Source organism: Baaleninema sp. (assembly GCF_049974805.1).
GTDB lineage: Bacteria > Cyanobacteriota > Cyanobacteriia > Cyanobacteriales > Geitlerinemataceae > Baaleninema.
This window is the reverse complement of record NZ_JBNGCO010000090.1, coordinates 1-21,420: the sequence shown is the minus strand read 5'-3', so window position 1 is coordinate 21,420 and position 21,420 is coordinate 1. Positions and strand designations below refer to the sequence as shown.

Annotated in this window: 20 protein-coding genes and 1 pseudogene; 17 read left to right on the top strand and 4 right to left on the bottom strand. The window is 49.3% G+C overall.

Annotation, left to right across the window (positions count from 1 at the left end):
- Positions 1-104 precede the first annotated feature (104 nt).
- From ACP5D4_RS16110 to ACP5D4_RS16075, 8 genes are all read left to right on the top strand, one after another.
- Positions 105-647 (top strand): gamma carbonic anhydrase family protein, encoded by a 543-nt coding sequence (locus tag ACP5D4_RS16110; RefSeq protein WP_428012648.1) that lies wholly within the window; start codon positions 105-107, stop codon positions 645-647.
- 60 nt (positions 648-707) lie between these two features.
- A complete protein-coding gene (locus ACP5D4_RS16105; protein WP_017658969.1) occupies positions 708-833 on the top strand; it encodes a photosystem II protein Y in 126 nt (41 codons plus the stop codon).
- Between the two features lie 192 nt (positions 834-1,025).
- On the top strand, positions 1,026-4,868 hold the full coding sequence (locus ACP5D4_RS16100; protein ID WP_428012647.1) for a replicative DNA helicase: 3,843 nt from the start codon (positions 1,026-1,028) through the stop codon (positions 4,866-4,868).
- A gap of 148 nt (positions 4,869-5,016) precedes the next feature.
- The gene (locus tag ACP5D4_RS16095) at positions 5,017-5,967 is read left to right on the top strand and encodes an ADP-ribosylglycohydrolase family protein (protein WP_428012646.1); all 951 of its coding nucleotides are present in this window, start codon (positions 5,017-5,019) and stop codon (positions 5,965-5,967) included.
- A gap of 170 nt (positions 5,968-6,137) precedes the next feature.
- Positions 6,138-6,650, top strand: a complete 513-nt coding sequence (locus tag ACP5D4_RS16090) for a universal stress protein (RefSeq protein ID WP_428012645.1) — start codon at positions 6,138-6,140, stop codon at positions 6,648-6,650.
- Between the two features lie 153 nt (positions 6,651-6,803).
- Positions 6,804-6,917, top strand: a complete 114-nt coding sequence (locus tag ACP5D4_RS16085; RefSeq protein WP_428012644.1) for an element excision factor XisI family protein — start codon at positions 6,804-6,806, stop codon at positions 6,915-6,917.
- A gap of 103 nt (positions 6,918-7,020) precedes the next feature.
- Positions 7,021-9,171 carry a glycine--tRNA ligase subunit beta gene (gene glyS / locus ACP5D4_RS16080; protein ID WP_428012643.1) on the top strand — a complete coding sequence of 717 codons (2,151 nt, stop codon included), beginning with the start codon at positions 7,021-7,023 and terminating at the stop codon, positions 9,169-9,171.
- Positions 9,172-9,336: 165 nt separating this feature from the next.
- Positions 9,337-9,534: a hypothetical protein gene (locus ACP5D4_RS16075; RefSeq protein ID WP_428012642.1), complete on the top strand. Its 198-nt coding sequence runs from the start codon at positions 9,337-9,339 to the stop codon at positions 9,532-9,534.
- Positions 9,535-9,645: 111 nt separating this feature from the next.
- On the opposite strand, the gene ACP5D4_RS16070 is transcribed toward ACP5D4_RS16075, so the two are convergent.
- Positions 9,646-9,795 carry a CHAT domain-containing protein gene (locus ACP5D4_RS16070; RefSeq protein WP_428012641.1) on the bottom strand — a complete coding sequence of 50 codons (150 nt, stop codon included), beginning with the start codon at positions 9,793-9,795 and terminating at the stop codon, positions 9,646-9,648.
- A gap of 80 nt (positions 9,796-9,875) precedes the next feature.
- Here ACP5D4_RS16070 and ACP5D4_RS16065 point away from each other — a divergent pair, with 80 nt between their 5' ends.
- The 9 genes and pseudogenes from ACP5D4_RS16065 to ACP5D4_RS16025 all read left to right on the top strand — a co-directional run bounded on the left by ACP5D4_RS16065 (position 9,876) and on the right by ACP5D4_RS16025 (position 19,289).
- Positions 9,876-10,013, top strand: coding sequence for a hypothetical protein (locus ACP5D4_RS16065; RefSeq protein ID WP_428012640.1), 138 nt, complete (start codon positions 9,876-9,878; stop codon positions 10,011-10,013).
- 199 nt (positions 10,014-10,212) lie between these two features.
- Positions 10,213-11,568: a UDP-N-acetylmuramoyl-L-alanine--D-glutamate ligase gene (gene murD / locus ACP5D4_RS16060; RefSeq protein ID WP_428012639.1), complete on the top strand. Its 1,356-nt coding sequence runs from the start codon at positions 10,213-10,215 to the stop codon at positions 11,566-11,568.
- Positions 11,569-11,847: 279 nt separating this feature from the next.
- Complete coding sequence (locus ACP5D4_RS16055) at positions 11,848-12,720, top strand: glycosyltransferase family 4 protein (protein WP_428012649.1); 873 nt, start codon at positions 11,848-11,850, stop codon at positions 12,718-12,720.
- Between the two features lie 226 nt (positions 12,721-12,946).
- A complete protein-coding gene (locus tag ACP5D4_RS16050; protein WP_428012638.1) occupies positions 12,947-14,002 on the top strand; it encodes a glycosyltransferase family 4 protein in 1,056 nt (351 codons plus the stop codon).
- Between the two features lie 114 nt (positions 14,003-14,116).
- The gene (gene glmM, locus ACP5D4_RS16045; protein ID WP_428012637.1) at positions 14,117-15,550 is read left to right on the top strand and encodes a phosphoglucosamine mutase; all 1,434 of its coding nucleotides are present in this window, start codon (positions 14,117-14,119) and stop codon (positions 15,548-15,550) included.
- 215 nt (positions 15,551-15,765) lie between these two features.
- Positions 15,766-16,827, top strand: a complete 1,062-nt coding sequence (locus tag ACP5D4_RS16040) for a DNA cytosine methyltransferase (RefSeq protein WP_428012636.1) — start codon at positions 15,766-15,768, stop codon at positions 16,825-16,827.
- A 2-nt stretch (positions 16,828-16,829) separates the two neighbouring features.
- The gene (locus ACP5D4_RS16035; RefSeq protein ID WP_428012635.1) at positions 16,830-18,065 is read left to right on the top strand and encodes a hypothetical protein; all 1,236 of its coding nucleotides are present in this window, start codon (positions 16,830-16,832) and stop codon (positions 18,063-18,065) included.
- Positions 18,007-18,129: pseudogene (locus tag ACP5D4_RS16030) on the top strand (hypothetical protein); the annotation flags it as partial. The gene ACP5D4_RS16035 and the pseudogene ACP5D4_RS16030, both read left to right, overlap by 59 nt.
- 401 nt (positions 18,130-18,530) lie before the next feature.
- The gene (locus ACP5D4_RS16025; protein WP_428012634.1) at positions 18,531-19,289 is read left to right on the top strand and encodes a VanW family protein; all 759 of its coding nucleotides are present in this window, start codon (positions 18,531-18,533) and stop codon (positions 19,287-19,289) included.
- Between the two features lie 317 nt (positions 19,290-19,606).
- Here ACP5D4_RS16025 and ACP5D4_RS16020 read toward each other — a convergent pair whose 3' ends face one another.
- The 3 genes from ACP5D4_RS16020 to ACP5D4_RS16010 form a co-directional block, all read right to left on the bottom strand.
- A complete protein-coding gene (locus ACP5D4_RS16020) occupies positions 19,607-19,750 on the bottom strand; it encodes a HepT-like ribonuclease domain-containing protein (protein WP_428012633.1) in 144 nt (47 codons plus the stop codon).
- A gap of 64 nt (positions 19,751-19,814) precedes the next feature.
- The gene (locus tag ACP5D4_RS16015; protein ID WP_428012632.1) at positions 19,815-20,042 is read right to left on the bottom strand and encodes a nucleotidyltransferase family protein; all 228 of its coding nucleotides are present in this window, start codon (positions 20,040-20,042) and stop codon (positions 19,815-19,817) included.
- Positions 20,043-20,149: 107 nt separating this feature from the next.
- The gene (locus ACP5D4_RS16010; protein ID WP_428012631.1) at positions 20,150-21,361 is read right to left on the bottom strand and encodes a tetratricopeptide repeat protein; all 1,212 of its coding nucleotides are present in this window, start codon (positions 21,359-21,361) and stop codon (positions 20,150-20,152) included.
- Between the last annotated feature and the right edge of the window lie 59 nt (positions 21,362-21,420).

Sequence of the window (21,420 nt, the reverse complement as noted above, 5' to 3'; positions counted from 1 at the left end):
CTCCCTGCGCTAAAGCGACAGGGCTTCCAAACGTATCGAGGTATTTTCCGTGAAACCGCCGAATTTTTCTGCCGAATTGTTCTAAGGAGATGACAACCCCAGCTATGGCAACCCCGACCTATTGGAATCCCGTCGATTGCTCTTCCGCCTCCTTTGTCGCCCCCAACGCCACAGTATTGGGTAACGTGCGGGTGGCGGAAGGGGTCAGTATTTGGTACAACGCGGTAATTCGCGCCGATGTGGTGGATATCGACCTCGGGGCGTACTGCAACGTGCAAGACGGGGCGGTGTTACACGGCGATCCTGGCGAACCGCTGGTTCTGGAAGAGTACGTGACGATCGGTCATGGGGCGGTGATTCACAGCGCCCACATCGAACGGGGATGTCTGATTGGCATTCAGGCGACGGTTCTCAACGGCGTGCGGGTGGGGGCTGGCAGTATCATCGGTGCGGGGGCGGTGGTGGCGAGGGACGTTCCGCCGCGATCGCTCGTTTTGGGCGTTCCGGGGAAAGTGGTGCGTCCGATTTCGCCAGAACAAGCTGCAGAGACGATCGAACACGCCCGCAAGTACGAACGTCTGGCGCGGGTTCACGCCGGAACGGGATCGGATTTGGGCTTTCACAACAATTCGGAATCGGGGCGCTGAGAGATATAATGAGTTCCTGATGAGAACCTTTAATATTTTTTTAAAATAGGAGACCGTCTTATGGACTTCGATTGGCGTTTGTTAGTCGTACTCGGCCCGATCGCGATCGCCCTGGGTTGGGCAGTGTTCAACATCGGTGCAGCTGCCGTGGGACAAATCCAAACTTACTTGAACCGCGAAAGCTAGAGTCGTCCGTTAACGGCTCGTTTTAACCGACTGTGTTCCCCCCATGGGTTGGGTGTGGAGACAGTCGGTTTTCTGTTGCATCATGGGAGATGTTGAGGAGATGATGGGATGGGGAGATAGGGAGATTTCCCGTCATCCGGTCATCCGGTCATCCCATCATCACTGTTCACTGCTCGCTGTTGACTGTAAAAAATGGTTCGGGAACTCGACTTTCAGGGTGGCTACGACGAAACGAAGCTTCCCCCTCAGAATATTGAAGCGGAAGAGGCGATTTTAGGGGGGATTTTACTCGACCCGGAAGCGATTAACCGCGTGACGGAGCTGTTGTCCGCTGAGGCGTTTTATATTCAAGCCCATCAGATTATTTATCAGGCGGCGCAAGGGTTGCACGCCCAGGGACAGCCGACGGATTTGATTAGCGTGACGGCGTGGTTGCACGATCGCGAGCAGTTGGATAAGGTGGGCGGCCGGAGTAAACTGGCTCAGTTGGTCGATCGCACGGTGTCGGCGGTGAACATCGACCAATATGCGGCGTTGGTGATGGATAAGTATTTCCGACGCCAGTTGATTCAGGCGGGACAGGAAATCAACGGTTTGGGATACGATACGACGCAACCGTTGGAAACGGTACTCGATCTCGCCGAACAGAAGATTTTCAATATTACCCAGAAACGGCCGCAACAGGATCTGGTTCCGATTTTCGAGACCTTGATTCAGACGTTTCAGGATATTGAGATTCAACATGAAACCCAGGCGCAACCGGGGATTTTGTCGGGATTTTACGATCTCGATGCGATGACGGGGGGATTTCAACCGTCGGATTTGATTATTGTGGCGGGGCGGCCGTCAATGGGAAAATGTCTTCACGGTCGATCGCAATTGTTGTTGTCGGACGGACGTTTGATGTCGATCGAACAAGTCTATCGTCGTTCGGTGGCGGAAACTTCCCAGGTTCCCGAACTCTTCACTTTGGGGAACGATTGGCGATTTCACCGAACTCAACCGTCGGATTTTCTCGACGATGGGGTAAAACCCGTGTTTCGGGTGACGACGCGGTTGGGGCGACAGGTGGAAACGACGCTGACGCATCCTTATTTGACGCGAACTGGATGGCGATCGCTGGCGGCGTTAAATGTGGGAGATAAAATCGCCGTTCCCCGTCGGTTGGCGGTGTTTGGCGATCGAACTCTTTCGGACTCTCGAATTCGGGTTTTAGCAGAGGAGGTTTCCCGTTCTCAACAGATTTCAGAAATTGTTTTTCAACTAAAAAAATCGAACCTTGCCAAATTTTTACATTGTCTGTTTTCTCAAAATGGCTGGGCGACAATCTCCGAGTCTGAGAAAGCTGTTTTTTCTCAAATTGGCTACAGTACCTCTTGCGAAACTGTAGCCCGTCAAGTTCAGCATTTACTGTTGCGTTTTGGGATTCTCGCCTCGCTGCAATTCCAGGGCGAAATCTGGCAACTTTCGATTTGCCATCTTGAATCAATTCAAGTCTTTTTTGAGGAGATTGGAGCGGTTGAAAATTGCCTTGGGTCTGCCCTCATCCCCCAACCCCTTCTCCCAAGTTTGGGAGAAGGGGAGATCGGGGATCTGTTGGAATTCCGGTGTAATTCGATCGCCTGCGATACCAATACCCTTGTCGGGGCGAACCGCCGTTCGCCCCGACGCCAACAGTTTCGGGATTTCATTCACTCTACTTATTCCCCTAACTCTAACCGAGCCGAAACCTGTCAAATTGAGTCGGTTTTTGGGGTTAATTTATTATCAAAGAATAGCGATTTTGTCAATACAAAAAATGGAAATAATAGGTCTAAATTGGCAGTCGTTCAAAATCCCTGGTTCGGGGAAAACGGCGGTTTTCGCCGATGGGAACGGTGGCGGGATGAAGACCGAGAAACGGGTGAGGTGTATTGGGACGAAATTGTGGCGATCGAATACATTGGAAACCACCCAGTTTACGATTTAACCATTCCCGAAACTCACAACTTCATCGCCAACGATATTTGCGTTCACAACACCGCAGTCAGCCTCAACTTCGCCCACAACATCGCCAATGCGTACCGGGTTCCCGTGGCGATTTTCAGCTTAGAAATGTCGAAAGAACAGCTCGTACAACGGCTGTTAGCCAGCGAAGCGGGAATTGAAAGCAATCGATTGCGGGCGGGGCGAGTCAGTCAAACGGAATGGGAGCCGTTGAGTCGGGCGTTGGCGTCGCTGTCAGAAATTCCGCTGTTTATCGACGACACGCCAAATATTACCGTAACGGAAATGCGATCGAAATGTCGTCGTTTGCAAGCGGAACAGGGTCAACCGCTGGGGTTGGTCTTGTTGGACTATTTACAGTTAATGGAAGGATCGGGCGATAACCGAGTTCAAGAGTTATCCAGAATTACGCGATCGCTCAAGGGATTATCCCGAGAATTGAACGTTCCGGTGATTGCGTTATCGCAGTTGAGTCGGGGGGTAGAAGCCCGAACTAACAAACGTCCAATGATGTCGGATTTGAGGGAGTCGGGATGTTTGGCGGGAGATAGCCTCGTGACCCTCGCCGATACCGGAGAACGGGTTCCGATTCGCGATCTCGTCGGACGTTCGGGATTTGCAGTATGGGCGTTGAACGAGGAAACCTTCAAACTCGAACGAGCGATCGTCAGTCGGGCGTTTTCGACGGGAGTTAAACCGATCTTTCGTTTGACAACGCGGTTAGGACGAACAATTCGGGCGACGGGAAACCACAAGTTTCGATCGATTGGGGGATGGAAGCGTTTAGACGAGTTCGCGATAGGCGATCGTGTGGCGTTACCACGTATAGTTCCGAATTCCTCACAATCTTCAATGAAAGATGAAGAACTCGCATTACTAGGTCATTTAGTTGGCGATGGATGTACGCTTCCTCGTCATGTCATTCAGTACACTACTAAAGATCTCGATCTCGCAGAAATTGTTTGTGATTTAGCAGCGACTCTATTTCAGGATCGGATTTCCCCAAGAATTCAGTACGAGCAAAGCTGGTATCAAGTGTATTTACCCGCTCGGGAACATTTAACACATAAAGTTAGAAATCCCATCTCAGTATGGTTAGACGACTTGGGGGTGTTTGGGTTGCGGTCTTATCAAAAACTTGTTCCTTCTCTTGTTTTCTGTCAATCCGAAGCTTCGATCTCAAAATTCCTAAAACATTTATGGAGTACCGATGGATGTATCAACCTGTTGAAAGGTAAATCTCCACGCCCAATCGCCTATTATTCAACCAGCAGCTATCGCCTAGCCTTAGATGTTCAAAGCCTATTGCTTAAACTAGGCATTAATGCTCGGTTGTCTTGCAAACCACAAAAGGGGAAAGGGCGAGATCAGTATCACGTGACGATTACTGGTAAACCTGGTATTGAAAGGTTTATTCGCCTTATTGGAGCAGTAGGCGTAAAAAAACAGACCGCACTTTTAGAGATTGCAGAGCATTTAGAACATCGCTCAAACAATCCAAACTGTGATGTTATTCCGAAAGAAATTTGGCGAGCCTATGCTGTCCCCGCTATGCAAAGTACTGGCTTAACAAATCGTCAGATGCAAGCACAACTTGGAGTGTCCTACTGTGGAACGTCTTTGTATAAAAATAATCTCAGTCGAGAGAGAGCATACCGACTTGGTAAAATCGTCAATTCATCAGAAATTTTAAGTCTATCGACGAGTGATGTCTATTGGGACGACATTGTATCGATCGAACCGGAGGGAGACACTGAAGTGTACGATCTCACCGTTCCCGGTCATCACAACTTCGTTGCAGATAACATCATCGTCCACAACTCGATCGAACAAGACGCGGATTTAATCGTAATGTTGTATCGGGACGAATACTATTTTCCCGACACCCCCGATCGCGGAATCACCGAAATGATTATCGCCAAACACCGAAACGGGCCGACGGGGGTGGTCAAACTCCTCTTCGACCCGCAATATACCCGATTCCGCAACCTCGCCACCCCCAACCGTCCCATATCGGGAAGTTCGTTTACACCGCTTCCGCCCGGTTGAGAGGGGGAGATTTCCCCTCATCCCATCATTCCATCATCCCATCATTCCATCATTCCATCATCCCATCACCCCATCACCCCATCATCCCAGTCGAAACCGACCCCCTAAAATGGAAACACGCAATAGAGAAGGCGTCTGAGGAAAACTCATGAGCGAAAAATCTGCCGTTCTTGCAGGATTGATGGGGGTTTGCGTCGCCGACGCCCTAGGGATTCCCGTGGAGTTCACCACAAGAGCCGAACGGATGGACGATCCCGTGACGGATATGCGAGGGTATGGAACTTACAACCAACCGCCAGGAACTTGGTCGGATGACAGTTCCTTAACCCTCTGTTTGGCGGATGCGTTGTGTAGCGGCTTTTCCCTCGATGCGATCGCCGAGAAGTTCCGCCAGTGGTTTACCGCCGAAATTTGGACGCCTCACGGGGAAGTCTTCGACATTGGGGGAACGACGACACGAGCGATCGGTCGCTTGATGCGGGGAACGCCACCGACGGAATCGGGAGAAACCGGAGAACGCAGCAACGGAAACGGGTCGCTGATGCGGATTTTACCGATGGTGTACTATGTGGACTCGTGGAACACCCAAACGCTGCTCGATCGCGTCCATCAGGTTTCCGCCATTACCCACGCTCACCCTCGCAGTCAGATGGCTTGTGGGATGTATATCAGCATCGCCTCAGAAATCCTCGCGGGACAAGACCCCAAAACCGCTTACCAACAGGGGTTGCAAAAGGTGGAATCTCGTTACAGCCAACCGCCGTTTCAGGAGGAGCGATCGCACTTCGATCGAATCTGGAACGACATCGCTCGCCTGTCCGCCGACGACATCGCCTCCAACGGCTACGTCGTCCACAGCCTAGAAGCCGCCTTATGGTGTTTCCTCACCACCGACAATTACGCCGACGCCGTTCTCAAAGCCGTGAATTTGGGGAACGACACCGACACCATCGCCGCCATTACTGGAGGGTTAGCAGGGTTAACTTACGGCTTCGACGCCATTCCTCAAGCCTGGGTAGATCGACTCGCCCGCAAGCAGGACATCATCGACTTAGCGAAGCGGTTAGAGCGGGCGATCGAGAAGGACGTTTTTTCTTGACAAATTGAAACAAACTTTGCCTCAACATCTCGATAAACTATAAGTAAGGTCGCTCGATTGTTCGGTCTTGAAATGAGTGCGATCGCTTAAGAAGTGCAACAAAACAGTTCAATAAACTCCCGTAAAAAATTAAAATAAAAGCGTTTGAGCCTCCAGAGGAGTTAGTAAACATGAGCTTTAAAAAAATTCTCGTCGCCCTCGACGATTCGCCATCCGCCCCAAAAGTCTTTCATCACGCCTTGGATACAGCCGATCGCGAAGAAGCCGAACTGCTGATTTTCCACTGCACCACCATGCAGCGCGTCAGCGAAGCCGTTCCCTTAATGGGAACAGGAATCGGCATCGATATGTCGAGCAGCAAAATGATGTTTGAATTGCAACAGCAGCATCTCAAAAAAGAAACCGAACGAGTCGAAGAGATGATGAAAGGCTACCGCCAGCAAGCCGAAGAACGGGGCGTCAAAGTTAAAACCGAAAGTAAATTCGGCGATCCGGGGTCGTGGATTTGCGATGTGGCGCGAAGCTGGGACGCCGATTTAATCGTGTTAGGAAGACGGGGACATCGCGGGTTTAAAGAAGTCTTCCTCGGTAGCGTGAGCAATTACGTTTTGCACCAAGCATCTTGTTCAGTGATGGTGATTCAAGGACATTTACCGGAAGAGGAGGAAGAGAAGGAAACTTAGCGTTCGGAGTGGGTGGGGCTGAGCGATCGACAGCCAAGGTTGTCTTTGGGTACAACGTTTTCTCGACCCCACGCGAACTATCAGTAAATGCTTGGCAGGTGTCGATCGTATGCTGGAGATATAACGATATAACCCACATTCGGCACTTCAAATATGGATTCGTATTCCTTCCGTAGGCACTTGCTCGACGGGGTACTCGAATCCGATATCGTTCTCGCCTTCTACCATTGCGAACATCGCCAATACACCGACTTCGCCGTTGGCTAGAAGTGTTCCCGCCCATCGCGGTACACTGTTTCGAGCGTGTCGGGGCGTTCAGTTCTCCGCCGCACTCCTCGTACATCTCCCATCGTTCACTCGAATCAAGGCAATGCCTACGTTTCTCTTAGAAGTCGGAACCGAAGAACTCCCCGCCAGCTTTGTGGAAGGGGCGATCGCACAATGGCAAGAACGCATTCCCCCCAGTCTCGCCGAAGCCTTTATCGAACCGGAGGCGGTGGAAGTGTACGGAACACCCCGCCGTCTCGCGGTGGTTCTGCGGAACCTCCCCGACAAACAGCTCGATCGCACTGAAGATATCAAAGGCCCCCCAGTCAAAGCCGCCTACAAAGACGGACAACCCACAAAAGCCGCTGAAGGCTTCGCCCGCAAACAGCAAGTCTCCCTCGAGGATCTCGAAATTCGCGACACGGAAAAAGGCGAGTTCGTCTTCGTTCGCAAACAGATTCCCGGTCGTTCCACTGCTGACATCTTAAAAGAAGTCGTCCCCCAGTGGATCTTCAAACTGGAAGGAAAACGCTTCATGCGCTGGGGCGATGGCGACGTGCGCTTTCCCCGTCCGATTCGCTGGCTGGTTGCCCTCCTCGACGATATCGTGTTACCTCTCGAAGTCGTTAGCGGTTCCGAAACGACAACGAGCGATCGCCTGTCGGCGGGACATCGCGTGTTACATCCGGAACCCGTTGCGATCGACACCGCTTCCGACTACACCGACACCCTCCGTCAAGCCTACATCGAAGTCGATCCCGAACGGCGCAAAACGGCGATCGTCGAAGGAATCCACGCGGAAACCCAAAACCTGGGCGGCATCGCCGACATCCCCGCCGATTTGTTAGCTGAAGTGGTGCATCTGGTGGAATATCCCACCGCCGTCACCGGGAAATTTGACGATGACTTTCTCATTTTGCCCCCGGAAGTGATTACGACGGTGATGGTGTCTCACCAACGGTATTTTCCGGTTCTCAACGCCGAGAATCCCAAGGAACTGTTGCCCTATTTTATCACCATTTCTAACGGCGATCCGGCGAAATCCAGTATTATCGGCGCTGGCAACGAACGGGTGATTCGGGCGAGATTGGCAGACGGCGAGTTTTTCTATAAAGCTGATTGCGAGAAACCCCTCGAAACGATGGTGCCGAAGTTGGAATCGGTGACGTTTCAAGAGGATTTGGGAACCGTTAAAGATAAGGTCGATCGATTTACAAAAATTGGCGATCGAATCGCCGAAGAATTGCAAGTCTCCGACGCGGCAAAAACGAAAATCCGTCGCGCGGCGTACCTCTGCAAAGCCGATCTCGTCAGTCAGATGGTGTACGAGTTCCCCGAATTACAGGGAGTGATGGGGGAAAAATACGCCCTCGTCAGCGGCGAAGACGAAGAAGTGGCCAAAGCCATTTTCGAGCATTACCTTCCCCGTGGCGCGGAGGATATGTTACCGGGAACGCTCACCGGACAAGTGGTCGGTTTAGCCGATCGCATCGATACCCTGGTGAGTATTTTCGGCTTGGGAATGTTGCCGAGCGGTTCGTCCGATCCCTTTGCCTTGCGTCGGGCTGCCAATGCGGTAGTCAATATCATCTGGGCGGCGAATTTAGAATTGAATCTCGATCGCCTGTTACAAAGTGCAGTTTCGGACTTCCAACAAGCGCACCCCGACACTTCGCCGGAATTGCTGTCACAACTGCAAGAGTTCTTCTTACAACGGATTCAAACCCTGTTGCAAGACGACAAAGGCATCGATTACGATTTGGTTAATGCAGTATTGGGCGAGAGCGATCGCGAATACACGGAACGGGCATTAACGGATTTACTCGACGTGCGCGATCGAGCGGAATTTCTGCAAGCGATTCGCAACGACAACAGCCTCGAGACAATTTACGAAACCGTCAACCGTTCCGCCCGTCTCGCCACCAAGGGAGATCTCGACACGCAGCAACTCAACCCCGAACCCGTCATCAATCCCGAGTTGTTCGAGTCGCCCTCAGAACGGGCGTTTTACGAAGCGTTGGTGCAGTTGTTACCCCGAACCGAAGCCGCCCAGCAAGAGCGGAATTACCGCCAACTCGTCGAGGCGTTAGGGGAAATCGCCCCCACCGTCAGCGAGTTTTTCGACGGGGAAACCAGCGTGTTGGTGATGGCGGAGGATGACGCGGTGAAACGCAATCGCTTGAATCTGTTGGGGCTGTTGCGAAATCACGCTCGCGTTTTAGCAGATTTTGGCGCAATTGTCAAGGGCGCGTAAATCTTTGTATTCACAGAACTTGTATTAACAGAACCCCTTAACAGACCCCCGGAATCTCCAAGATTCCGGGGGTCTGTTCTTCGCTTTTTAAGTTAGTATTAATTTTGTAGTACAATATCTTTCAAAAATCGTATAATTACGACAGTCCGCTATTTTTAAGTCACCATGAGTGCAAAACAAACTAAAAAGTCATGGAGTCAGAACGTGGCCAGTTTAGGTGTTGATATGCTTGTCGATAATGGTTTGATTAAAAAAGAAGATTTTGAGCTGGCAACTGAAATCGTTGCCGAAGAAATATGGGTTCGTCTGACTATGGAAGATTATCCACCTATGACAGAAGACAGAACAACCTCTGATGACTGAAAATTGAGGATTTAGCGAGTGATTTGTTGGGAAGATCGCTGCTGATGACATCTTCTCAATTTCCTCCAACAATCTAGCAAGATCCCCGGCATCTCCAAGATGCCGGGGATCTTATACAGAAACCCCCGCCTCCCGCATCCACGCCTGAGTCTGCTTCAACGCCAACGCCACCGGAGGCTGAGATTCCCCCAACAGCGTCTCGTAAAAACGAATCCTAAAAATCGCCGTAGACGTATCGTTCACCGCCCATAACGTTCCCAAAACGTGCTGAAATATTCGTCGTTACTGGCGGTAATGTCCGTGATGCCCGTTTCGCAGGCAGACAGGGCAAGTGAACGACATTGCCGAAACCGCCGGCTGAAGATTTCCGGCAGCGTCAGGCATTCCGTGGAGTCGAACTCGCCGCGTCGGGAACGAATTCGGGAAACGCCGCGTTTCGGGGTGGCGGTTTCCGACAGCTTGGCATGGGCGAGAATTAAACCGGAAATGCGGGGATTGGCGAAGTCGAAAAAGCCGTAGAAGTGGGCGAAATGGGTGTCCTTGAACAGCGGGGCGGCTTCCTCAAAGGCGGCTTTGCTGGCGGTTTCTCCTTTTAATATCGTGGCGGGGTTGAAGGCGGTTTGAAAGACACCGATGGTATAAGATTGTGAGAATTGGTGTCAGAGTTACGATCCGACCATGCCAAAGGCTCATGTTATCGGTTTGGGAAAGTCAGGGATTGCTGCTGCTCAGTTGTTGAAACGCAAGGGTTGGACGGTGACGGTGAGCGATCGCGGAACCAGCGACAGCCTGCAACGCCAACAACAGCAACTCGCCCAGGATATCCCCGTTCGGTTGGGAACGAGTTTCGACCCCGATGGGAATACCGATTTAGCTTTACTGGTGGTTAGTCCTGGCGTTCCTTGGGATTTGCCCAATTTGGATCGATCGCGGGAACTGGGAATCGAAACCATCGGCGAAATGGAGTTGGCGTGGCGACATTTGCAAAGTTGCCCCTGGGTGGGGATTACGGGAACCAACGGGAAAACCACCACCACCGCCCTCACCGCCGCGATTTTCCAAGCCGCTGGATACAATGCCCCCGCTTGTGGCAATATTGGTAACGCCGCCTGTGAGTTGGTGTTGAGTCAAGCCAACGGGAAGCCGCATCTGGATTGGGTGGTTGCTGAAATCAGCAGCTATCAAATTGAGTCCTCCAATAGTATTACGCCTCGGATTGGTGTTTGGACGACGTTTACCGCCGATCACCTCAACCGCCACAAAACCCTCGAAAATTATTACAACATTAAAGCCAAACTCCTCAAGGCGTCGGAATTGCAAGTGTTCAACGGCGACGATCCTTATTTGCGAAGTGTGGCGTCGCAGTGGCCGAATGCTTGTTGGACGAGTACGAGGAACGAGGTAGACTTGAAGCCGTTTGCGTATCTCGATGGCGATGCGGTGATGGTGGAGGGGAAGAAAATTCTTTCGGTGTCGGCGTTGAATATGCCCGGTTCCCACAACTGCCAAAATCTGTTAATGTCCGTGGCAGCGGCTCGATTGGCGGGTATTGAGGCGGAAGCGATCGCTCATGCTATTGCTACATTTCCCGGCGTTCCTCACCGTTTGGAGGTGTTGGGAACTTGCGACGGCGTGCAGTTTGTCAACGACAGCAAGGCGACAAACTACGATGCGGCGTTGGTGGGGTTGGCGTCGGTGGCGTCTCCTGCGGTGTTGATTGCGGGAGGGGAAGCGAAGGAAGGGGATGCGATCGCCTGGTTGCAAAAGATTCGAGAGAAAGCGGCGTTCGTGTTACTCATCGGCGAGGCGGCGTCGCTGTTTGCTCAGAAACTCGACAGCGTGGGATACTCGAATTACGAGATTGTGGAAACCATGGAACGGGCGGTGGTTCGATCGAGAGAAATCGCCCTGAAATACGACGCTGCGACGGTGTTGTTGTCTCCGGCTTGTGCGAGTTTCGATCGGTTTCCGAATTTTGAGGTTCGGGGCGATCGATTCCGCCAGTTATGCCAGGAATTTTTAGAAGTCTGTTAGTTTTAAACTCTGTATTCTGCCGTGTCGAACTTCGCTTTTAACGCCAGTGGCTACCATCACGAAAAGTTCGACGGCTTAAATCGCTATACGGACGAGATTTTAAGGGATTTGGTCGGGGCGAACGGCGGTTCGCCCCGACCGTTCAGGATTTACACGGCCGATAAATTTTTAACTCGAAATTACGGAAATCTGGTTTCAAGCATTCCGTTTAAAAATATCGATAACAACGATTTCAAACATAATTTAACTCGGTTGATTTGGCATCAAACTTTATTGCCAATGTCGTTGATGAAACACAAAATAAATCTATTTTACTCGCCCGTACCGGAAGGAATGTTATTTCCGGTTTGTCCGCAAATCGTTACGGTTCACGACATTTTACCGATCGTCTTTCCCGAAAGCTATCCGAGAGTACAATATTATTTTCGATATATATTACCCCTAATTTTAATTCAATCCAAGGCAATTATAGCAATATCAGATAATACAAAAAAAGATATAGAAAGTCAATTCGACATCAAAAATAAGCCGATTCACGTTGTTTATCAAGGATATAAAAAAAGCATTTTCAATACAAGAAACAAAGATAGAGATAGAGAGATTCTCCAAAAATATTATTTAAAACCCTTTATTCTCTGCGTTGGTGAAACTCGTCCCTATAAAAACATACGCCGTCTCATGGAAGCCTTTTCTCGCGTCAAACTGCCCAATGTGGAGTTGGCGATCGTGGGAAAACTCAACAAACTCGATCGCGAAATTGTCGATTATCCCCGACACCTCGGAATTGGCAATCGCGTGAAATTTCTGGGGTTCGTTCCAGACGAGTCTCTGGCTGCGTTATATCGCAGTGCGATCGCCTTTGCCTTTCCCTCACTTTACGAAGGCTTCGGAATTCCGCTTCTAGAAGCGATGGCGTGCGGATGTCCCGTTATTGCGTCTCACGTCGCCTCAATTCCCGAAGTTTGCGGCGATGCAGCCGAATATGTCGATCCGTGGAGTGTCGAGAGTATCGCAACGGGAATTTACCGCGTCGCTACGGATGTCAGTTTACGATCGACCCTGCGAGAAGGGGGACTCGAGCGCGTAAAATTATTTAATACCCATCGTATGTTTGAGGAAATTATCGGAATTTTGCATCGATATTCAAGGTAAACCTTGACAGTAGGTTGGGTTGAACGCCGTGAAACCGAACGGCGAAATTTTGGAGGTTCGATCTCGAGTTTAATAAAAGTTGTGAAATCTTGGATTTGTCCATTTTAAAACAATAAAAAACGACTCGGTTGGCTGTTGGGTTTTGTTCCTCAATCCAACCTATAAATGAATCGATAAACAACATTAACAGGAAACGGTAAAATTGCTCGTCAACCTTTCGTTTTTAATGGAAAAACCCACCGGAATCAGCACTTATGCGCTGAACCTGGTGCCCCATTTACGAAATCTCGACCCCACTTTACTGGTAGCTCCTCCGTTTAAAAAATCGTACTTTTCAGAATTCAAACATTATTCAATTCCCGCCGGACAAACCCCAGAACAAGGCATTCGGGGACATATCAAACGGCTGTGGTGGACGCAGTTTGACTTTCCCAAAATTTACCGAAACCTGAAGTCAAATTTCCTGTTTTCTCCCATCACCGAAGCCCCGTTAGGCTGGAACGGACGCTACGCCGTGACCCTGTACGACGCGATTCCGCTGCGGTTTCCTAAGTGGTTTTCGCCCATGAGACTCTATCACCGCTATTACGTTCCCCAGGTGTTGAAACAGGCGCAAACAGTTATTTGTATTTCCGAATCCACGGCCAACGATGCTATGAAGTTTTACGACGTTCCCGCCTCCAAGTTGGTGTCGATTCCTCTGGGGTTCGATCGCACCCTCTATCGGTTTCTCGATCGACCCACCGGGAACTATTTCCTCTACGTCGGTCGTCACGATCCCTATAAAAACCTGCATCGCGCGATCGAAGCCTTCGCCAAACTTCCCCAATCCATCGATTGCGAATTTTGGATCGCCGGATCGTTCGATCGACGCTACACGCCGCAGTTACAAACCCAAGCCGTCGAATTGGGAGTGAGCGATCGGGTCAAATTTCTCGATTACGTCAAACGAGAAGATCTGCCGATTTTGACGAATCAAGCGATCGCCTTGGTGTTTCCCTCCCTCTGGGAAGGATTCGGCTTACCCGTTCTCGAAGCCATGGCCTGCGGCTGTCCCGTTATCGCCTCCAACCTGGCTTCAATTCCAGAAGTTGCCGGAAATGCCGCTCTCCTCGTCGATCCGTACAATAGCGAAGCCATGGCCGCTGCGATGGGTCAGGTGGCTGCAGATGACGGACTTCGATCGCAGCTGCGACAAGCCGGATTCGAGCGATCGCGTCAGTTTAGCTGGGAGAAAACCGGACGCGAAACCGCCCGTGTTTTGCAACAGTACGTGGATTGATACATCGGTCGATCGTCGATCGCAGCCTGTCGCAGCCAACCCCCGATTTTCTGGAAAAATCGGGAGGAAGTGCTATTCTCCTGTTGAGTGTGTTCTGTGTGGAGTGACTTGAATATGGTGATGTCTCCGGCTGTTCGACAACTTAACGGCTCGGTAACGGTTCGATCTCCGTTTGCCACGAGTCCCCTGTCGCTGCCCAAATCGCCCCTGTTCGGAACCGACGGTATCCGAGGCAAAGTCGGCGATTTACTCAACGCCCCCCTGGCCTTACAAGTAGGATTTTGGGCAGGACTCGCCCTCCGCCAACGCTACGGAACTGGGTCGATCGTCTTGGGACAAGATTCGCGCAACTCCAGCAGTATGCTGGCGGCAGCACTGTCAGCGGGATTAACCGCCGCCGGATTGGAAGTTTGGGATCTCGGCTTGTGTCCCACCCCTTGCGTCGCCTACCTCACCCACTGTTCCGAGGCCGTGGGTGGCGTCATGATTTCCGCCAGTCACAACCCCCCCGAAGACAACGGCATTAAATTTTTCGGCGCCGACGGCGTCAAACTCCCCAACGACGTACAACGCCAAATCGAAGAGGGAATCCGCGGCCAACTGCACTCCCCCGAAATTGACAGTTGGGGACATCACTACAACCGCCCCGAACTTGTCGGCGACTATCTCGCCTCCCTGCAAACTCCCCTCAATGGCGATCGCGACTTTTCCGGACTGCGCGTCGTCCTCGATTTAGCCTGGGGTGCCGCCACTCACGTCGCGCCCCAAGCCTTCCGCGAACTCGGCGCCGAGGTGATTTGTCTCCACGATCGACCCGACGGCGATCGCATCAACGTCAACTGCGGTTCGACCCATCTCGAAGGTCTGCAAGCGGCGGTTCTGGAACACAACGCCGATTTAGGATTTGCCTTCGACGGCGACGCCGATCGCGTGTTAGCGGTAGACGGAAGCGGACGCCCCATCGACGGCGACTATATCCTCTATCTTTGGGGTCAACACCTGCAACAATCCCAGCAACTCCCCGACAACCTCATCGTCTCCACCGTCATGGCGAACCTGGGATTTGAAAGAGCCTGGGAAAAACAAGGCGGAAAACTGCTGCGGACTCCCGTAGGCGATCGATACGTTCATGCCGAAATGCGCCGTACCGGATCGACATTAGGCGGCGAACAGTCGGGTCACGTCATTTGCAGTCACTACGGCGTCAGTGGCGACGGCTTGATGACAGCGTTACACCTGGCGGCGTTAGTCCGACGCAGCGGAATTTCGCTATCGGAATTAGTTGATAACAGCTTCCAAACCTACCCGCAACTGTTGAAAAACGTGCGCGTGGAAGACCGAGAGTTACGCCTGAACTGGCAAAATTGCGATCCTTTACAACAGGCGATCGAGCAGGCGAAAACGGCCATGGGAGATCTCGGCCGCGTGTTAGTTCGCGCCTCGGGAACCGAGCCAGTGATTCGCGTGATGGTGGAAGCCGTTAACGCCGAACTCGCCGATCGTTGGGCAGAAAATTTGGTGTTTGCCGTTCGCCAGCACTTGGCGTAATGGCAGCCTGAAACTTAACAATTCGCTTGACAATTCGCTTGAACATTTGGCTGTAAAACTCCCCCGTAGAGGAACGATCTGAAACGCCTTTACGGGGGGGATCGATCGCTTCAAATCCAATCGTTTGATCGTCTTTTTATTGTTTTTATGATATAATAATAAATTGTACTTTTTGAAATATCCACAGAATCGTCTCAGATCGGATTCAATCAGCAATGTCTTCGTTAACCTTCGCAGATATATTTTCTGGAATTGGTGGATTTCGCCTTTCACTCGAACAAGCAGGATTGAAATGTCTGTATTCTTGCGAAGCGAACGAATCCTGTCGCCAAGTCTATTTTGAAAATTTTGGCGATTATCCCGATGGCGACATTTCTGAAGTGGACTTTAGCCAAATTCCCGATGTGAACGTCGTCACAGCGGGGTTTCCCTGTCAACCGTTCAGCATCTGTGGAAAGCGTCGCGGTTTTTCGGACGAACGAGGAACCATATTTTTCTATTTATGCGAATTTTTAAAACAGAAGCAACCCGAAGTCATTATTTTAGAAAATGTCAAACATTTGCTTCACGTTGCCAAAGGTTCAAATTTTAAAGTCATTTTAAATACGCTTCAAAGCTTGGGGTATCTCGTTACCTATAAATTACTAAACGCTAAAGATTTCGGACTCCCTCAAAATAGAGAGCGAGTTTTTATTGTCGGTTCTAAGTATAAAAAATTCGATTTTTCTAAACTTCAAAAAATCGAACCCGTTCCCAATTTAAAAGATTTCTTAGACAACGAAGAAAATTTTGAATATTTATCTCCCGACGAATACACTCTCATTGAAAATCCCAAAAAACAGGATTCAGGACTGATTTTCGTCGGATATCGAAATAAGAGTATTTGGAAAACGGGAATTCGTCCGAATACCGAGCATTTATCGCGAGTCCATCGCCAACCTAATCGAATTTACTCCGTTGACGGCGTTCATCCCACGCTTCCGTCACAGGAATCTTCTGGACGTTTTTTTATCTATTTACCCGAGAAAAATAGAGTTCGGAAATTGACGTTGAAAGAATGTTATAAAATAATGGGTTTTCCGCAAGAGTTTAAAAAAAGCTCGGTTATGGGAGATGCGTATCGTCAAATTGGCAATTCCGTCGCCACAACGGTTGTCCGAGAACTGATTCGTGAAATCATACATCAAGAGATTTTTTGTCCGAGTTCGAGGTATCAACAAGATGCGCTGGTTAAACAATCCTTACCCCCGGTACAATTAACCATCCCTGGCTTATAATCATGAACCACGCTCAAAAACTGAAGGAGTTATATTTAACAGCGATCGCTCTCAAAAACGCTCAGTTAAAAAAATTAGAAGGTGGCTTACCTGAAGATATCCAAAAGCACATAGGCACGATGGCTGAAAAATCCCTATCTTCCAAAGCCGTTTATACAGTCTTAGTAACGCTTTTAATTCATAAAATTTTAAACCCAGAACAAGATATTCGATATCACCAGGAACAATTAGAAAATGGGTTTTCTGGTCGCACCATAGACACCAAGTATATTACACCCACTTTACGAAATTTAGAACTCCCAGCAATGGCCGAAAGTGGCTGGCTGACTCGCTCGCTCGAGCAACCGTATCCTTATACTTTGGATTATGAAGGTAAAATTGGGAATAAAAAGGTTAAAGTTGCTTTTTTAGAAATCGTAAATTACGTTCAAACCATCGATCGCGATGGCGCTGATACTATATTAGTGCTTTTACTCAATCAAGTTAAAACAATAAGCGATCGCGCCAAGAATATCGAAATTTTGCCGTTAAACAATCCCGAACGTTTGGATATTGACTCTCTCGTTGAAAGCCTTTCACTCCATTTCAACTGCAAGTATGGCGTTCGCGGTGCGTCTAAGTTACCTGTATTGGCATTTTACGCGATTTTCAGTGTGTTGCTGCAACAGCTTGAGCGATATCATGGCTGTACTTTGAAGGGTTTAGGAAGTCATACAGCATCGGATTTAAAATCTAAGACGGCGGGGGATATTGAAATTTTTGATGTGAATGGAAATTTGACAGAAGCCATTGAAATTAAACACAACAAACCGATCGATACCTCAGTAATCGCAATTGCTAGAGAGAAAATTTACAAATTTAATCCACGGCGCTATTGTATATTTTCTTACTATGATATCGACGATCGAAACATTAAAAATCAGACGAGAGAGATTGCCGTAAACCACGGCTGTCAAGTCATTGTAAATGGAATCATACCCACTCTCAAATATTATCTGAGGCTCATTTCTTCTTTGGACGATTTTGTACATCGATATTCCGATTTAGTTCAAAAATTTAGTTCAAAAAGACAAAGAAATTCAACTCATTCACAAACAAAAATGGCAGGAAATTATTGGCGACTTGAATCAACTGTGAATTGCGATCGAACCGCTAATTTCCACCTCAAATCCAGGCTGAATCTTAGTTCGCGCCTCGGGAACCGAGCCAGTGATTCGCGTGATGGTGGAAGCCGTTAACGCCGAACTCGCCGATCGTTGGGCAGAAAATTTGGTGTTTGCCGTTCGCCAGCACTTGGCGTAATGGCAGCCTGAAACTTAACAATTCGCTTGACAATTCGCTTGACAATTCCCTTGACCATTTAGCTGTAAAACTCCCCCGTAGAGGAACGATCTGAAACGCCTTTACGGGGGGTGCGTCATCTCCCATATTTCTAGGGTATATTTATTGTTTTGATGCTATAATAAAAAATTGTACTTTTTGAGTCGATCGCCAGATCGTCTCAGATCGAATTCAATCAAAAATGTCTTCGTTACTCCACTGCCGCCTCAACACTCTACCCTTTCTATCAATTATCAATTAAATCAACCTTCTACTAAGTTAAGTTAAAATTGACATCGATAAACCCTCAAAAGTGCTTTAATAGCCAGAAAGAGGGCCACATAATTAAGATGCCCCCAATTCAATAACATAAAAAATCAACAATGAACTTCACTCACAGGTTCAGAAAAATTGTCCCGGCTGCCATCAGGCTTCAGCTTAAAATTTGGAATCGACGATTTACAGACTGGCGAAGGGGTATCGATCGCAAACTTGCCAAAAACCGGATATTGAGTACATCAGAAATCCCCAAATTTAAAGCACAAATAAAACTATCTCAGCCAATTAAGAATACCAGTCATTCAGAGAACAAAAAACATAACTTAGCCAGAGCGATCGCCTGCCTCGAAAACCGATTAATTTATCCCGGTGAAATCTTTTCCTTTTGGCATTGGGTGGGGGAACCGAACCGGAAAAACGGCTATCGAGAAGGACGAGCGATCGTCAACGACAAACTGAAAACGAACGTAGGCGGCGGATTGTGTCAACTCTCAGGAATTATCTATTTTTTAATCCTGAAAGCGGGAATTCTGCCCCAAGAACGACACCCCCACTCCCAGGATATTTACACCGAAGAAACTCGTTTTACGCCTTTAGGTTCCGATGCAACAGTCGTATACGGCTATAAAGATTTGCGGTTTAAAAATACCTTAGCCATTCCCATTTGTTTTAAATTTGCATTATTGGATACTGAAATAACAGGGGCGTTATGTTCCGATGCTGAAATTAAAGAATGGAACGTGAAATTCAAGGTGAAAGAAATTAAAAAAGGTTTAAAGCAAGTAGAAACGATTCGATATTACGAGTCGATCGATCCCCCAGAACGAATTGATTTAACCCTATATCCAACGCGAATTCTATAAAACTCGCATATAAAATTCGCATAGAGGCAGCAAATTTTTCAGTTTAAAAAAGCAAATTTCCAAGAACCCAGTATCTCTAAGAGAACTTTTCCTCGTAAATTTCCGTCACCGAAAGCGTTAAGCCGACGGAATTTAACTTTAATAAATGGGTGCATCTCAGTTTTGCAACCCTCACCCTAAATCCCTCTCCCAACCTTGGGAGAGGGACTTGAAAACGGCTCCCCTTCTCCCAAGATTGGGAGAAGGGGTTGGGGGATGAGGGCATGAGAAATCGGGTAGATTGCCAAAGTGAGATGCTCCCTAATAAATCCTCTTTCTCAAAAATCGTTCGCGTCCAATTTCCCACCTCGTCGCGATGATAGAGTTCCCGGGATGTTTTTAACGGCTTCCCCAATAATCTGCAAATTTCGTAAAACTGCATCGTAAGTGCGATCGTCAGCTTGGAACTCTTGAAACGTCATGCCTTGAGTGTATCATCGCACTTTAGAGCAAGGGTTGAGAATATCATCTAGATAGAGTCGGATACTACGAGACACGGATTAACTCCTGTTCGACAGTTTCGCGAATTTGGGGTTTGAGGGCGCGTCGGCTGACGAGATCGACTTTTTTCCCGAGACAATCTTCGAGATAGAATTTCAAATCCATGTATCTGTCGAACGTGACCGACCCTTCAAATTCCACTAAAATATCCACATCGCTATCGGGTTGGGCGGTATCTCGCGCCACGGAACCGAAAATCGCCAGAGACTTCACGCCGAAATTTTCGATTTATGCTTGGTGTTGGGTTAGGATTTCGAGGGCTTGGTTGCGGTGCATTGGGAGAGAAACCGGGTTTTTCGGTGGGTTGGAACGGTTATCAATTATCGGCGGAGGAGTTGACGGAACACGCGCCAGAAACGACGAACTTGCTGTTTCAACCACTGCCAAAGGTTCCGTTTGGGCTGAGAGGGAGGCAGTGCGGCGGTTAAGGCTTGTATGGCGTTGTCGCAAAACTCGACGTCTGTTTGAAGTTCCATGCTTTGATACAACTCGCGGGCGTTGCGATAAGCACCGAGGGCATCGTCAACTCTGTCGATTTTGCTCAAAGCTTCTCCTAAGTTAGCCCAAGACATCGCTTGACTTTGAGGATTTCCTAAATCTTTTTTAATGGCGAGAGCCTTTTGATAACACTGAATGGCTTGCTGATAGTTTTCTAGATGCTGATAGGTTTCACCTAAATTGTTGAGAGATATTGCCTCGCCCCGGCGATCGCCGATTTCCCGTGAGATGTCTAACTGCTGCTGGTGGAACTCGATCGATCGTTGGAACTGCCCCAGGGAGTCGTAAGCAATGCCCAAACCGCCCAGGGAGATCGCCTCGCCCTGGCGATCGCCGATTTCCCGTGAGATGTCTAACTGCTGCTGGTGGAACTCGATCGATCGTGGGTACTGCCCCAGGGAGTCGTAAGCAATGCCCAAACTGGTTAACGCCGCACCAAATTTCCAGTTTTGACGATCGATCTCCGGCCAGTTTTCCACCAACTGACTGTACAATTCCACGAGGGTTGAATTGTAGCCCCTTAAATCCAAAAATCGATCTAAGCAATCAGAACTATAAGCATCATCGCGAAGCGTATAAAACGCCAACTCATACGCCCCCAACTGGCAATAATGATAAAAAATCTCCAAATACTCCCGCACATCATCGAGAGTTTCCCATTCCCCACGCAGTTTCACCCGACTTTGATAATAACCAATCGCTCGTTGATGCACCGCCGTCAGTTCCCCGGCTTTATGCTGCACATAAGCCAAAACCACCTGCTGAAAATCGTAAACCCGCGCTCCCTTCACCTCATCTTCCAACAGCCAAGACTGTCTCGCCAACTGTCGCAAATCCGCCGCCACTTCCCCCAGCGGTTTCTCCAACCCCGACACCGCCAACGCCACCTCCGCCTCAAACTCACCCCGCAACACACTCACCGAGTGCAACAGCATTTTCGCCGCCTCACTCAACCGCCCATAACTGGCATCCAACACCGCCACAATTCCCACTTCCGCCTGACGGTGCGTTCCGCGAACCTCGGGATGCGCCAACAACTCCAGGGTAAACGCATCAAATTTCCCTTGACAGATAACTCAAAGCGTGTAGGTTG

Excerpts from the sequence above, each read along its gene's own strand:
- ACP5D4_RS16090 (WP_428012645.1), top strand. The coding sequence starts at position 6,138 with ATGAGCTTTAAAAAAATTCTCGTCGCCCTCGACGATTCGCCATCCGCC.
- ACP5D4_RS16075 (WP_428012642.1), top strand. The coding sequence starts at position 9,337 with ATGAGTGCAAAACAAACTAAAAAGTCATGGAGTCAGAACGTGGCCAGT.
- ACP5D4_RS16050 (WP_428012638.1), top strand. The coding sequence starts at position 12,947 with ATGGAAAAACCCACCGGAATCAGCACTTATGCGCTGAACCTGGTGCCC.
- ACP5D4_RS16100 (WP_428012647.1), top strand. The coding sequence starts at position 1,026 with ATGGTTCGGGAACTCGACTTTCAGGGTGGCTACGACGAAACGAAGCTT.
- ACP5D4_RS16105 (WP_017658969.1), top strand. The coding sequence starts at position 708 with ATGGACTTCGATTGGCGTTTGTTAGTCGTACTCGGCCCGATCGCGATC.
- ACP5D4_RS16025 (WP_428012634.1), top strand. The coding sequence starts at position 18,531 with ATGAACTTCACTCACAGGTTCAGAAAAATTGTCCCGGCTGCCATCAGG.
- glyS (WP_428012643.1), top strand. The coding sequence starts at position 7,021 with ATGCCTACGTTTCTCTTAGAAGTCGGAACCGAAGAACTCCCCGCCAGC.
- ACP5D4_RS16095 (WP_428012646.1), top strand. The coding sequence starts at position 5,017 with ATGAGCGAAAAATCTGCCGTTCTTGCAGGATTGATGGGGGTTTGCGTC.
- murD (WP_428012639.1), top strand. The coding sequence starts at position 10,213 with ATGCCAAAGGCTCATGTTATCGGTTTGGGAAAGTCAGGGATTGCTGCT.
- ACP5D4_RS16035 (WP_428012635.1), top strand. The coding sequence starts at position 16,830 with ATGAACCACGCTCAAAAACTGAAGGAGTTATATTTAACAGCGATCGCT.
- ACP5D4_RS16055 (WP_428012649.1), top strand. The coding sequence starts at position 11,848 with ATGTCGTTGATGAAACACAAAATAAATCTATTTTACTCGCCCGTACCG.
- ACP5D4_RS16110 (WP_428012648.1), top strand. The coding sequence starts at position 105 with ATGGCAACCCCGACCTATTGGAATCCCGTCGATTGCTCTTCCGCCTCC.
- ACP5D4_RS16020 (WP_428012633.1), bottom strand. The coding sequence starts at position 19,750 with ATGACGTTTCAAGAGTTCCAAGCTGACGATCGCACTTACGATGCAGTT.
- ACP5D4_RS16040 (WP_428012636.1), top strand. The coding sequence starts at position 15,766 with ATGTCTTCGTTAACCTTCGCAGATATATTTTCTGGAATTGGTGGATTT.
- glmM (WP_428012637.1), top strand. The coding sequence starts at position 14,117 with ATGGTGATGTCTCCGGCTGTTCGACAACTTAACGGCTCGGTAACGGTT.
- ACP5D4_RS16085 (WP_428012644.1), top strand. The coding sequence starts at position 6,804 with ATGGATTCGTATTCCTTCCGTAGGCACTTGCTCGACGGGGTACTCGAA.